Raw genomic sequence first — 13,044 nt, 5'->3', positions numbered from 1 at the left:
GGGCCACAAGGCTGTGAGCCTGAACTCATTGCCATCTTGGGTGATCTGGGAATTTTCACCACGCGCATCACGCGGTACGATATAAGGACTGCGACTTCGATCCGGCTATCACCGGTGAGTCTTCGGAAGAACAGCGAACCTCGGGTTTGCCCAGTAGAACCGAACGGGACCAGCCCGTCACAGCTGATGATAAGTGGTTCTCCGCGATTTAGGCGGGGGATAAGCGGGGTGGTACCGCGGCATTATCGCCGTCCTCGTAGGCAAGGATTTATCGACCCTACGCTTGAAGGACGGCCCATTCGATGAGCTTCTACCCGAAGGTCACTACAGACCCAACCGGTTCGACCCCGGCTTCACCGCGATTCCCAGAACTTGAGAAGCGCGTCCTCGAATACTGGAAGAACGACAACACGTTCCAGGCCTCCATCGACCAGCGCGAAGGCGAAGAATTCGTCTTCTACGACGGCCCTCCCTTTGCCAACGGCCTGCCGCACTACGGCCACCTGCTCACCGGCTACGTCAAGGACCTCGTCGCCCGCTACCAGACCCAGCGCGGCAAGCGCGTCGAGCGCCGCTTCGGGTGGGACACCCACGGGCTGCCCGCCGAGCTGGAAGCCATGAAGCAGCTGGGCATGACCGACAAGAAGCAGATCGAAGCCATGGGCATCGACAAGTTCAACGACGCCTGCCGCACCTCGGTGATGAAGTACGCCGACGAGTGGAAAGAGTACGTGAACCGCCAGGCTCGCTGGGTCGACTTCGAAAACGACTACAAGACCCTGAACGTCGAGTTCATGGAATCGGTCATCTGGGCCTTCAAGCAGCTGTCCGACAAGGGCCTGACCTACCAGGGCTTCCGAGTGCTCCCGTATTGCTGGAAGGACGAGACGCCGCTGTCCAACCACGAGCTGCGCATGGACGACGACGTCTACAAGAACCGCCAGGACCAGACCGTTACCGTCGGCTTCACCATCCTTGCCGGCGAAACCGAGGCCTCCAAGGCCCTGGCCGGCGTGCAGGCCCTGGCCTGGACCACCACCCCGTGGACCCTGCCGACCAACGAGGCGCTGGCAGTGCACCCGGACATCGAGTACGTCGTTCTCCCAGCCGGCGAAGCTGGCGTGAAGGCCTCTGCCGCCGCCGGCCCATTCCTGCTGGCCCGCGACCTGCTCGGCTCCTATGCCAAGGACCTGGGCTACAAGGACGCCAAGGAAGCCGCCGCCGCGGTCACCGCCAGCTACACCGGCGCCGACCTGGCCGGCGTGCGCTACGCCCCGCTGTGGGACACCTACACCGACACCGAGAAGTACGGCACCGAAAACGCCTGGCAGATTCTCACCGCCGACTATGTCACCGTGGCCGACGGCACCGGCATCGTGCACCAGGCTCCGGCCTACGGCGAGGATGACCAGAAGGTCTGCGAAGAGCACGGCATCCCGGTGATCCTCTCGGTGGACGAGGGCGCCAAGTTCCTGCCGGTCTTCGCCGGCGGGCCGCTGGCCGACATCGTCGGCGTGCAGGTCTTCGATGCGAACAAGACCATCACCAATGTGCTCAAGGACGAGGCCAAGCTGGTCAAGCAGGCTTCCTACGAGCACTCCTACCCGCATTGCTGGCGCTGCCGCACTCCGCTGATCTACCGCGCGATCTCCTCGTGGTACGTCGAGGTCTCCAAGTTCAAGGACCGCATGGTCGAGCTGAACGAGCAGATCAACTGGATCCCGGGCAACGTGAAGCACGGCCAGTTCGGCAAGTGGCTGGAAAACGCCCGCGACTGGTCGATCTCGCGCAACCGCTACTGGGGTTCGCCGATCCCGGTCTGGGAATGCACGGGAGCAGAATGCACCCACCGCGAGGTCTTCGGCTCGCTGGATGAACTGAAGAACTTCTTCGGCCGCCTGCCACTGAACCACGAAGGCCAGCCAGATCTGCACCGCCCATTCATCGACGAGCTGACCCGCGCCCACGACGGCTGCGCCGAAGGCGGAACCCTGGTGCGCGTGGAAGACGTGCTGGATGTCTGGTTCGACTCCGGTTCGATGCCATACGCCCAGGTGCACTACCCGTTCGACAACCAGGAATGGTTCGATTCCGGCCACCACCCGGCGGACTTCATCGTCGAGTACATCGGCCAGACCCGTGGCTGGTTCTACACCATGCACGTGCTGTCCACCGCGCTGTTCGACCGCCCGGCCTACACCAACGTGATCTCCCACGGCATCGTGCTCGGCTCGGATGGGCAGAAGATGTCCAAGTCTCTGCGCAACTACCCGGATGTCACCGAGGTCCTGGACCGCGACGGCTCGGATGCGATGCGCTGGTTCCTGATGGCATCGCCGATCCTGCGCGGCGGCAACCTGGTGGTCACCGAGCAGGGCATCCGCGATGGCGTGCGCCAGGTACTGCTGCCGCTGTGGAACGTCTGGCACTTCTTCAACCTGTACACCAACTCCGCCAACAACGGGGCAGGCTACGAGGCCAAGTTCACCACCGCTTCCACCGACCCGCTGGATGCGTACATGCTGGCCGCCACCGGACAGCTGGTGCGAGAGGTCACCGAGGCGCTGGATTCCTACGAGGTATCCGATGCCACCGAGGCGGTGCGCCACTACATGGACACGCTGACCAACTGGTACGTGCGCCGCTCCCGCCAGCGCTTCTTCGACGAGGACACCCAGGCCTTCGACACCCTGTACACCGCTCTGGAAACCCTGGTGAAGGTCACCGCTTCGCTGCTGCCGCTGGCCAGCGAGGAGATCTTCCGCGGGCTGACCGGGCAGCGCTCGGTGCACCTGGCCGACTGGCCGGATGCCGAGCAGTTCCCGGCCGACGCCGCGTTGCTGGAAACCATGGAAACCACCCGCAAGATCTGCTCGGTGGGCTCCTCGCTGCGCAAGGCAAAGAACCTGCGCGTGCGTCTGCCGCTTGCCGAGCTGAAGGTCGTGCTCACCGATGCCGCCCGCCTTGAGGGCACCTACGCATCGATCATCGCCGACGAGCTGAACCTGAAGGCAGTGACCCTGATCGACGCCGAGGGAGTGGACGCTGCCAGCTACGGCATCAGCCAGCAGCTGGTGGTCAACGCCCGTGCCGCCGGCCCGCGCCTGGGCAAGAACGTGCAGCAGGCGATCAAGGGCGCCAAGTCCGGTGACTGGTCCGTCGCCAACGGTGTTGTCACCGCCGGCGGCCTGGAACTGGCCGAGGGCGAATACACCCTGGACACCGTGGTGGATTCGGCCGGCGAGATCGCCGCGGCGGTCATCGATGGCGGCTTCCTGGTGCTGGATACCGAGGTCACCGAGGCGCTGGCCGCCGAGGGCACCGCCCGCGACATGATCCGCTCCATCCAGTCCGCCCGCAAGGACGCGGACCTGCAGGTTTCGGACCGCATCCGCACCGTGATCACCGCCAGCGCGGCCACCATCGCGGCGCTGGAAGCCAACCGCGAGCTGGTGGCCGGCGAAACCCTGAGCGCGCAGCTGGAGCTCGTCGCCGACGATTCGGCCCAGGGCGAGCAGGTTGCCGTGGCCAAGCTGGATTCCGGCAAAGTCGAGGCCAACTAGTGAGCGAACTGGACCGCGTCTACGCGCAATTGCTGTCCCGGGCCCCGGAGAACAAGATGGAGCCGCGCATGGCTCCAATGTTCCGGGCCATGGAGATCCTCGGCGAGCCCAACAAGGCCTGCCCGGTCATCCACATCACCGGCACCAACGGCAAGACCTCGACCGCACGCATGATCGAATCGCTGCTGATGGCGCACGATCTGCGCACCGGCCGCTACTCCTCGCCGCACCTGATTTCGGTCACCGAGCGCATCGCCATTGACGGTGCGCCGGTGGAGGACGAGACCTTCGTGCGCGTATGGGATGAGATCAGCCCGTTCCTTGAGATCGTGGACGCCGAGCTCGTCGAGCGCGGGGAAAACAAGCTGACCTACTTCGAGGCTGTCACCATCCTCGCCTTCGCGGTCTTCGCCGAGGTCCCGGTGGATGTTGTGGTGCTCGAAGTGGGCCTGGGCGGCATCACCGATGCCACCAACGTGGCCGATGCCGATGTTTCGGTGATCACCCCGATCTCGCTGGACCACACCGACCTGCTCGGGGATACCCCGGGGGAGATCGCCGAGGAAAAGGTCGGCATCCTCAAGCCCGGAGGCTATCTGGTCTCCTCGGTGCAGCCGGTGGACGCGGCCGACGTGCTGCTGGCCCGTGCCCGGGAGCTCGACGTGCCGGCGGCCTTCGACACCCTGGACTTCAGGCTGCTGGATCGCCAGCATGGCGTGGGCGGGCAGCTGCTGTCCATCCAGGGCCAGGCTGCCCGCTACGACGAGATCTTCCTGCCGCTGTTCGGCGCCCACCAGGCGCAGAACGCCACCGTGGCCTTGGCCGCGGTGGAGGCATTCCTCGGCGGCGGACAGCGCGAGCTGAACGCCGACCTGGTCCGCGACGGCTTCGCCGCGGCGACGAGCCCGGGCCGGCTGGAACTGCTGCGCGCGGCCCCGAGCATCCTGGTGGATGCCGGGCACAACCCGGACGGCATCCGCGTCACCGCGGAAGCGATCAAGGAATCCTTCGGCTTCACGCGTCTGGTCCTGATGGTCGGCATCCTGCAGGAGAAGGACGCCGAGGCGATGCTCTACACCCTGCGCGAGGAATACGGGGACATGGTCGAGGACATCTGCATCACCCAGTCCTCCTCGCCGCGAGCCATTCCCGCCGGCGAGCTGTCCACCCTGGCCATCGATGTCGGCTGGCCGGAAGCTGACATCCACGTCACCGAAAACCTGGAAGACGCCATCGAGTGGTCCGTTGGCCGCGCGGAGGCAGGCAACGACCTGTCCGGCGGAGTGCTGGTCACCGGTTCGATTACACTGGTGGGCGAGATTTCACTATTGCTCAAGGGAGGCAAGCCCTAATGGCCAAACTCACCCGTGCCCAGCGCGAGTGGCGACCTGGGATGAAGAAGAAGCAGCGTTCCACGAAGATGATGTTCGCGTCAACCGTGCTGGTCTGCGAGGCACTGCTGGCGGTGTTCGTCACCCTCGCGGCCTTCGGGCTCAAGCGCGGCGAACCCGCAGTGGTGCTCAGCCTCGGCGCTGCCGTGGCGCTGCTGTGCATCTTCAACTGCGCCCTGCTGGGCAAGAAGATCGGCTACATCATCGGCTGGATCCTGCAGGTAGTGTTCTTCCTGAGCGGCTTCATCCTGGTGGACATGTTCTACCTGGCCGCGGCGTTCGCCCTGTGCTGGTGGTTTGCGCTGTCCAAGGGCGAGGAAATCGACGTGGAAAACAAGCGCCGTGCCGCCGCCCAGGAAGCCTGGGAAAAAGCCAACCCCGAGCAAGCCTAAGATTCCAAGAAGTACATCAACGATACGAAGAGGTAGTCACATGACTGAACGTACCCTGATCCTGGTCAAGCCAGATGGCGTCAAGCGCGGCCTAACCGGACAGATCCTTGCCCGCATTGAAGCCAAGGGCTACACCATTGCCAAGCTGCAGCAGCTTGAAGCTACTCGAGAGCTGCTCGCCGAGCACTATGCAGAGCACGAAGGCAAGCCGTTCTACGAGCCGCTGGTGGAGTTCATGCTCTCAGGTCCAGTGGTGGCGATCGTGGCTGAAGGTCAGAGCGTCATTGCAGGCTTCCGTTCGCTGGCCGGCACCACCGACCCGACCACCGCAGCCCCAGGCACCATTCGTGGCGACTTCGGCCGCGACTGGGGCCTGAAGGTCCAGCAGAACCTGGTCCACGGCTCGGACTCCGTTGAGTCCGCAGAGCGCGAGATCGGCATCTGGTTCGGCAAGTAAGCTGATACGCAAAAATCCCGGCAGCCATGGGCTGCCGGGATTTTTGATACCTGAAAGCGGAACCTAGAACCAGTCATCCAAACTGTCCTGGGCGAGCGCGGACGGTTGCTGTACCGAACTTCCGGACGCCTGCGCGGCCGAGTCCAGTGGCAGCTGCTCCGCGGCACCGATCCTGACCACCTGATGGCGGTCGGCGATCGGGCCGACGGTCAGCGAAAAATACTTATCTGCTTCGTCATTGCTGGATTCCAGCACGTGGATACCTCCCAGTCTTCAGTACGCGTTAGCGCATTGATTGCGGGCGAAGCATGGCGCGGGATTCTCCCTGTTGGGGAAAACGAAGACATGCAGCAAAACTTCTCAAGGTGCTTGCGCATCCCGCGTCGCTCCACTTCCATCACTTCAGTCACATTAAACACAGAAACAACACGCACGGCAACGCGGGATTAGCCATCCACGCTCTGCTCCCAGCGTGAAAACCCTGGAAATTCAGGGCTGGGAGGGCGCATGAACTCCTTGAGAATTATTAGGAAATAATTCGAACGACAGCATTAAGTGGCGTAAGAAAGGGGCGCCCCTGCAATGCAGGAGCGCCCCCACTGGCGACAATTACGCAGAATCCTGAGGGGATTCCATGTGCTGTTCCCTGTGCTTCTCCTTGGCTTCGAGCTTTTCGATAGCCGCGTCCTCTTCGCTGATTTCAACTTCGGATTTGATGTCTTCACTGGCTTCAGCCACCGCATCGGACTTGTCGCGTCCGGTCCACACCTTGATCACCGCCCACGCTGCCGCAACCAGCGGCACCGCCAGGACGGCGCCAACGATGCCAGCCAGGACGGTGCCAGCGGTCAGCGCCATCAAGACGACCAGCGCATGCAGGCTCAGGGCATTGGCCATGACGACCGGCTGGAGGAAGTTGCCCTCCAGCTGATTCACCAAGATCACCGCGGCAAGCACGATTAGCGCAATCACTGGACCGTTGGTCACCAAGGCGATCAGCGTGGCCAGGATTCCGGCAACCGTAGCACCGACCATCGGGACGAAGGATCCGAGGAAGACGATGACACCCAGCGGGATGGCCAAGGGCACCTGCACGATCAGCAATGTTGCGGTGATGCCCAAGGCATCTACCGCGGCCACGGTGGCAGTACCGCGGATGTAGCCGCCGAAGGTGCGCAGGGCCCGATCGCCGGAGAGAATCCACTTGTTGCGGTAGTGGCGTGGAGTCCACGACACGGCAAAGGCCCAGATCTTGTCTCCGTCCTTCAGGAAGAAGAACAGGATCACCAGAAGCAGGATCAAGCCAGTGACGAAGCTGCCGGCGGCGCTCAGCGTGTTCAATGCACCGGTGCCAAACTGGGAACTGGTCAAGAATCCGGTGATTGTTTCAACGACGCTATCGATCTGGCTCTGGTCGATGTTGAACGGCATCGTGCCGATGAAGCCCTGGACCATCTCATTGAGCTGGTTGAAACCCTCGACAGCTTGGTCAACGAGCTTTGGCCATTCCCTGATGACCGAGAAGACCAGGCCGGTGCCGATGCCTCCTAGGATCAAGAGCGAACCGAGGAATACGATCCATGCTGCCAGCATCGGTGAAACGATTTTGCGCAGTTTGACGACAAGTGGCCATAGCGCGCAGGAAATGATGACGGCCAGCAGTGTCGGGATCACGATCATGGTCAAGCGGAGCATGCCGATGATGAGGAATGTTGCCAGAGCGCCAACGATCAATAGCTGCGCGCTGCGGATGCCCAGTCGGCCTAGCAAGTCGGTCCACAAGCTGGTGACAGTGAATTCTGGTTTGGCGTCCTTGGCCGGAACGCGGTGGTGCTCGGCAGGTGTCGGCTTGTCATCTTGAGACTGGTTCTTCGACAACGCGGCGAGCCTGACCTTACGGAAAAAAGCCATAGTCACTCCTTGTAGCTGGTACTGATAGCTCTAACAATAGGTTAACGACTTGACAAGGTTCCGGGGCAACACCGCAAGACTGATTATTTAGTGTTGGCTAGGCCAATAGAACCTGCTTCTGCACCATTAAGCCGAAGATTCCTGCAACTATTGGCTGATTTTACAAGCGCTCTGGAGGCAAGCTCATGCAAAGCAACGGGGCCGCGCGCCGCGCGGCCCCGTTGCTTTCAAATCTTGTTCGCTGCCTCTCCGGGCTATTTGGTGCTGAAGTATTCCTTGGCCAGCAGCCCCATGATGATCTTGTCGTGGAACGAGCCGTCGTGGAATCCGGCTTGGCGCACCCTGCCCTCTTCACGGAATCCTGCGCGGTTGAAGGTGCGTAGCGCGCGCTCGTTGTATGCCCAGACGTTCAGGCCGATGCGGTTCAACCCCATTTCGCGGAAGCCGTAATCGATGATCATCTTGATGGCCATTGTGCCGTAGCCCTGGCCAACATTGGATCCGCCGATCATGATCATCAGCTCGGCAGAACGCGCTGGAGCGTTGTATTCGTACAATGCTGTGTGCCCAATCAGCGTATCGTCGGGAAGCGTGATCGACAGTCCAACGCCGTCGGTGGTGCCCCGGTTGATGCTCCGGGACTTGAAGAGTTCTGCGGCCTCGGTGACCGGGTGGGGAAGTACCAGGTTGCCTTGCAGGGCCATGAACTCCGGACTGTTCCACCATTGGGTGAGGAATGCAAGATCTTCCTCTTGCAGTTCACGCAGCCGTATGTGTTCGGAAATTAGCAGATTAATTCCGTAGTCTTGGGCATTTTCTGTGTTCCATATGTCACTTGCCATGCATCCAATCTACCGGGTCTAGCTGAGCGGTGCCCGGAAAATCGTTCTTGGCGAACCCGTGCAGGTGCCGCCATGTGTCCTATAAGCGCTAGTCGCAGCGGGAATTGGGATTCCTTCGCGCATTGGCGCGCCGAGGGGGGGCAACAAATAGTGGTACAAGGTCTGGACATGACCTATTTGGCCGGCGGGGTGGGGCGGAGTGCCGGGAACAGCACTGCGGGGCCGTCACCGAAGGGGCGGCCCCGCAGGTACGTGAGGAGATCTGGAGTTGTTCTAGCCGAAGAAGGCGTGCGGGAAACGCAGGACGACCGATGCGGCGAGGAGCACCCAGATGATAGCGGTGATGATCCAGCTCCACTCGCTGAAGAACTTCTTCACGCCGGGGCCTGCGGAAATCACGCCGGTGAGCACATTGCGTGCGGTAGTGAAGACGAACAATGGAATCGTCATGACCCAGACGACCATGCAGTATGGGCACAGTGCATTGATTTCGTAGAGGGCCTGGGACCAGAACCAGACCACCAACCCCATGGCCGCCGTCACGCCCAGCTGGAAGCACAGCCAGAACCAGCGCTTCAGGTTGCTTGCGCCGGCAAGCAGGGCGAAGCCGATCGTGATTACCACTGCGAAACAGACAATCCCGAAAAAGGGGTTGGGGAAACCGAAAATGCCTGCTTGCTCGGATTTCATCACGGTGCCACAAGAGATCCAGGGATTAACATCGCAACTGGTGATGTAGTCGGGGTTCTTGTAGAGCTCCAAGCGTTCCAGAACCAGGATTCCGGCGGCGAGCCAAGAGACCAACCCGGTAACGATGATGAACAGACCGAAGCCGCGTTCCTTAGCCCACCAGGGCAACACGCCCGAGCCGCGGCTATTTTCTAGTGATGAAACCATGTTTTGACTATTCCATAAGTTCATAGGAAAGCGGGTAATTCCGCCGTGGGCATTTTCATCCTAGGAAGCGTTTCTGTGCAACAGGTGAGAAGCAATGAACAAGGCGTGAACGAAATATGAGAGAATGTAAATGGTTGTTCGCGGATCCACAGTCTGCTTTCAACCCGACGACAGACTTTTGAAACGACAGATCGACAGGCGATGCATCGCTTCGGTTGAGTGCCCAATATGTGCGCCTCCCGAGGGAATACCGCGGATCGTAGGGCTGCAAAGGAAAGCAGCCGGTTTTCTTAGGCCACGTTGATCCGCAGGATTTGCGCATGGTTCAGAATTTTGGACCTGCGTTGAACCCGCGGAAAATAGCGAGCTTTTGTGTCCGGCCTTCTGGAAGTCAGGTAGGCCAAGCGACACGTGATGATTGTAGTTTCAGCGACGGCGCCGTCTGTGGAGGATGCCGAAGCGGGACATAGTAGGAGTACGCGAATTTAAATGAGCGCAGCAAATCAACGAAAGGGTGGAGCGCAAGGTAATAAGCGGGGCAACCGTTCAACTCGAGCCCGCCGTACCAGTGTTTCAACCACGCCTGCGCGGCCACTGCGTCGCGCCATGACCTTGGCCGAACTCAATGCCGCTGCCGGTGTCGAGGAAAGCCCATACCGCTGGCGGGCCACCCGCCGCACCCAGGTTTCCACGCCTGATTCCACCAAGCGGGCCAGCCGCCAAGCAGAACGCCGTGCCCAGGCGGCACGCGATACCGCCAATGACGCGGCCGTCGAGCTTGCCGCAGCCAAGCATGAGGACGCACAGGCGCAGAACGCCGAAGCAGCTGAAGCCGCCGAGCAGGAAGCTGCCCCGGTGGAAGAGGCGAACGACGTTGACCAGACCGGCATGCTGCTGGCCGAACACGGCAGCAGCATGATCCTCAATCCGTTTGCCGTGCCGGAAACCGCCCAGGCTGTGCTGGCCGCAGCCGTCGCGAAGAAGCAGGAACCTGCCCGCCGTGCCGCTGCCTCGAATTCCGCTGAAGACGCCGATTCAGACGACGTGACCTCGCGTCGCCGTCGCCGCCGTCGCCGTGGCGACGTGGATCTGGAGCTCGAAGGCGGCTCGCAGGATGATCCGCCGAACACCGTCACCCGAGTACGTGCTCCGCGTGGAAGCATCGAGAGCCACAGCTCGGTCAACAACAAGGTCGCCTCGGTGCGCGGTTCCACCCGCCTGGAAGCCAAGCGCCAGCGCCGCCGCGAATCGCGCGAAACCGGACGCCGCCGCCAGGTGATTACCGAGGCCGAGTTCCTGGCCCGCCGCGAGTCCGTCGAGCGCAAGATGATCGTGCGCCAGCGCGAAGACCGCATCCAGATCGGCGTGCTCGAAGACGGCGTGCTCGCAGAGCACTTCGTCTCCAAGACCCAGCAGGATTCGCTGATCGGCAACGTGTACGTCGGCAAGGTGCAGAATGTGCTGCCCTCCATGGAAGCCGCTTTCGTGGATATCGGACGCGGCCGCAACGCCGTGCTGTACGCAGGCGAAGTCAACTGGGATGTGGCAGCGCTCGAAGGCGCGCCACGCCGCATCGAGAACGCATTGAAGGCCGGCGACTCGGTCCTTGTCCAGGTCACCAAGGACCCGGTAGGCCACAAGGGTGCCCGCCTGACCAGCCAGATCTCGCTGCCGGGCCGCTACCTGGTCTACGTGCCGGGCGGTTCGATGACCGGCATCTCGCGCAAGCTGCCCGATGTTGAGCGCCAGCGCCTGAAGAAAATCCTCAAGGACCACCTGCCGGAAAACGCTGGCGTCATCGTGCGCACCGCCGCCGAAGGCGCCTCCGAGGAGGAGCTGACCAACGATATCAACCGGCTGCGCGCGCAGTGGGAAGGCATCGAGGAACAAGCGAACTCCACCAAGACCCTGGCTCCGGAACTGCTGTACTCGGAACCGGACCTGACCATCAAGGTAGTCCGCGACGTCTTCAACGAGGACTTCACCAAGCTGATCGTCTCGGGCGAGCACGCCTGGGACACCATCGAGGCATATGTCATGTACGTGGCCCCGGACCTGATGGGACGCCTGGAGAAGTGGGAAGCCGAAGAGGACATCTTCGCCAACTTCCGCGTGGACGAGCAGATCGCCAAGGCACTGGACCGCAAGGTCTTCCTGCCTTCGGGCGGCTCCCTGGTCATCGATCGCACCGAGGCGATGACTGTCATCGACGTCAACACCGGCAAGTTCACCGGTTCGGGCGGCAACCTCGAAGAGACCGTGACCAAGAACAACTTGGAAGCGGCCGAGGAAGTCGTGCGCCAGCTGCGCCTGCGCGACATCGGCGGCATCATCGTCATCGACTTCATCGACATGGTGCTTGAGTCGAACCGCGACTTGGTGCTGCGCCGCCTGGTCGAGTGCCTGGGCCGCGACCGGACCAAGCACCAAGTGGCCGAAGTGACCTCGCTGGGCCTGGTGCAGATGACTCGCAAGCGCATGGGCACCGGACTGCTCGAAGTCTTCGGCGAAGAGTGCGAGCACTGCGCTGGTGCTGGCGTCATCACCCACGACGAGCCGGTCGAATCGCGCAAGTCCTTCAACTCGCATGGCGAAGCGCATGGCAAGAAGTTCAACGACAAGCCAAGCCGCAATTCCCGCCGCCGTCGCGGCGGCGAGAAGGACGAGCAGAAGCCGGTTGAGAAGCAGGACCAGGCAGCAGGGGAGAAGGACGAAGCCACGCGCAACGCCCTGGCCAGCATCGCCGCCGCCTCGCACCTTGACGGCCCTGCTGAAAACGCAGTGAGCATCGAGGGCGAGCAGATTCCCGTGACCAAATCCGCGGCCCCTGCGCAGGCCGCCGAGGCTTCGGTGACCCTGGAGGCCCTGGAAGCCGCTTTGCCCGGCAAGGAAGAGTCCAGCGAAGAGCACGATGGCAGCCGCAAGCCGCGCCGCCGTTCGCGCTCCCGCGGACGCAATCGCAACCAGGCCGAGGAAAGCGCTTCGACCAACGAGGACGCACAGGCCAGCCAGGAACTGCAAGCTGCTCCTGAACCTGTTGCTGCCCCGAAGTCCGAAGAGCAGCCTCGCACGAGTTCGCGCCGTGCATCGCGTCCGCAGGAGTCGGCGCAGCAGGACCAGCCGGTGCTTACCGGCCTGGCCATGCCAGCTGCCAGTGCTCCTGCCGCTGCAACTGCACCTGCTTCCGCTCCGGCTGCCGCCACGGCAACCCCGCAGATTTCCACGAAGCCAAAGCGCCGCAGTCGTCGGGCCACCTCGGTCCAGGGCGATGCGACGGCAGAGGTCCTCGTGGCAGAGGTATCCGCCGCTACCGGTTCGGTAGTCCAGATGGATGCCTCCGGTTCGAAGAAGGAAAAACCAGCTGAGCCTGCCGGGCAACCGGTCATGCTCGGTGTGGGTGTTCCGGTACGCGAACTGAAATAGATGAACTTGATCACGCTTCCCACGCTGGGGCAGTTTGTATTTGCTCCAGTGGCGGGGACTAGCGTAATCTAGTTGATCGGTGCTAAACGCCAAGATCACGGACTTTTGGTCCGCTCGGCGTCAAGGCACAAGCGCATGAGATCCCCGGATCGCATCCACTATGTGGGT

General features: G+C 62.2%; 9 protein-coding genes. 5 read left to right on the top strand and 4 right to left on the bottom strand.

The window, feature by feature from the left end; translation table 11 throughout:
- Positions 1-302: 302 nt before the first annotated feature.
- From ileS to ndk, 4 genes are read left to right on the top strand one after another with little or no spacing between them, the layout of a single operon-like run.
- Positions 303-3,563, top strand: coding sequence for an isoleucine--tRNA ligase (gene ileS, locus ATK23_RS06060; RefSeq protein WP_066138608.1), 3,261 nt, complete (start codon positions 303-305; stop codon positions 3,561-3,563).
- A gap of 56 nt (positions 3,564-3,619) precedes the next feature.
- Positions 3,620-4,915 (top strand): bifunctional folylpolyglutamate synthase/dihydrofolate synthase, encoded by a 1,296-nt coding sequence (locus ATK23_RS06055; protein ID WP_407645322.1) that lies wholly within the window; start codon positions 3,620-3,622, stop codon positions 4,913-4,915.
- A complete protein-coding gene (locus ATK23_RS06050) occupies positions 4,915-5,346 on the top strand; it encodes a DUF4233 domain-containing protein (RefSeq protein ID WP_038990837.1) in 432 nt (143 codons plus the stop codon). The genes ATK23_RS06055 and ATK23_RS06050 overlap by 1 nt, the downstream gene beginning before the upstream one ends.
- Before the next feature lie 40 nt (positions 5,347-5,386).
- A complete protein-coding gene (gene ndk / locus ATK23_RS06045; protein WP_038990838.1) occupies positions 5,387-5,803 on the top strand; it encodes a nucleoside-diphosphate kinase in 417 nt (138 codons plus the stop codon).
- 63 nt (positions 5,804-5,866) lie between these two features.
- Here ndk and ATK23_RS06040 read toward each other — a convergent pair whose 3' ends face one another.
- The 4 genes from ATK23_RS06040 to ATK23_RS06025 form a co-directional block, all read right to left on the bottom strand.
- On the bottom strand, positions 5,867-6,058 hold the full coding sequence (locus ATK23_RS06040; protein ID WP_066138602.1) for a hypothetical protein: 192 nt from the start codon (positions 6,056-6,058) through the stop codon (positions 5,867-5,869).
- A 354-nt stretch (positions 6,059-6,412) separates the two neighbouring features.
- Positions 6,413-7,714 (bottom strand): AI-2E family transporter, encoded by a 1,302-nt coding sequence (locus ATK23_RS06035; protein WP_038990842.1) that lies wholly within the window; start codon positions 7,712-7,714, stop codon positions 6,413-6,415.
- Positions 7,715-7,968: 254 nt separating this feature from the next.
- Positions 7,969-8,556: a GNAT family N-acetyltransferase gene (locus tag ATK23_RS06030; RefSeq protein ID WP_083515443.1), complete on the bottom strand. Its 588-nt coding sequence runs from the start codon at positions 8,554-8,556 to the stop codon at positions 7,969-7,971.
- A 273-nt stretch (positions 8,557-8,829) separates the two neighbouring features.
- Positions 8,830-9,453, bottom strand: a complete 624-nt coding sequence (locus ATK23_RS06025; protein WP_066138596.1) for a vitamin K epoxide reductase family protein — start codon at positions 9,451-9,453, stop codon at positions 8,830-8,832.
- Positions 9,454-10,059: 606 nt separating this feature from the next.
- Between ATK23_RS06025 and ATK23_RS06020 the strand changes: the two genes are divergently transcribed.
- On the top strand, positions 10,060-12,876 hold the full coding sequence (locus tag ATK23_RS06020; RefSeq protein WP_066138593.1) for an Rne/Rng family ribonuclease: 2,817 nt from the start codon (positions 10,060-10,062) through the stop codon (positions 12,874-12,876).
- Positions 12,877-13,044 lie beyond the last annotated feature (168 nt).

It is taken from the genome of Glutamicibacter nicotianae, assembly GCF_002797775.1.
Lineage (GTDB): Bacteria > Actinomycetota > Actinomycetes > Actinomycetales > Micrococcaceae > Glutamicibacter > Glutamicibacter nicotianae.
The sequence above is the reverse complement of the archived record's forward strand: the minus strand, read 5'-3'. Positions and strand labels throughout refer to the sequence as shown.

What these genes read in the sequence shown, in the direction of transcription:
- ileS (WP_066138608.1), top strand. Translation starts at nt 303, where the DNA reads ATGAGCTTCTACCCGAAGGTCACTACAGACCCAACCGGTTCGACCCCG.
- ATK23_RS06055 (WP_407645322.1), top strand. Translation starts at nt 3,620, where the DNA reads ATGGAGCCGCGCATGGCTCCAATGTTCCGGGCCATGGAGATCCTCGGC.
- ATK23_RS06050 (WP_038990837.1), top strand. Translation starts at nt 4,915, where the DNA reads ATGGCCAAACTCACCCGTGCCCAGCGCGAGTGGCGACCTGGGATGAAG.
- ndk (WP_038990838.1), top strand. Translation starts at nt 5,387, where the DNA reads ATGACTGAACGTACCCTGATCCTGGTCAAGCCAGATGGCGTCAAGCGC.
- ATK23_RS06035 (WP_038990842.1), bottom strand. Translation starts at nt 7,714, where the DNA reads ATGGCTTTTTTCCGTAAGGTCAGGCTCGCCGCGTTGTCGAAGAACCAG.
- ATK23_RS06030 (WP_083515443.1), bottom strand. Translation starts at nt 8,556, where the DNA reads ATGGCAAGTGACATATGGAACACAGAAAATGCCCAAGACTACGGAATT.
- ATK23_RS06025 (WP_066138596.1), bottom strand. Translation starts at nt 9,453, where the DNA reads ATGGTTTCATCACTAGAAAATAGCCGCGGCTCGGGCGTGTTGCCCTGG.
- ATK23_RS06020 (WP_066138593.1), top strand. Translation starts at nt 10,060, where the DNA reads ATGACCTTGGCCGAACTCAATGCCGCTGCCGGTGTCGAGGAAAGCCCA.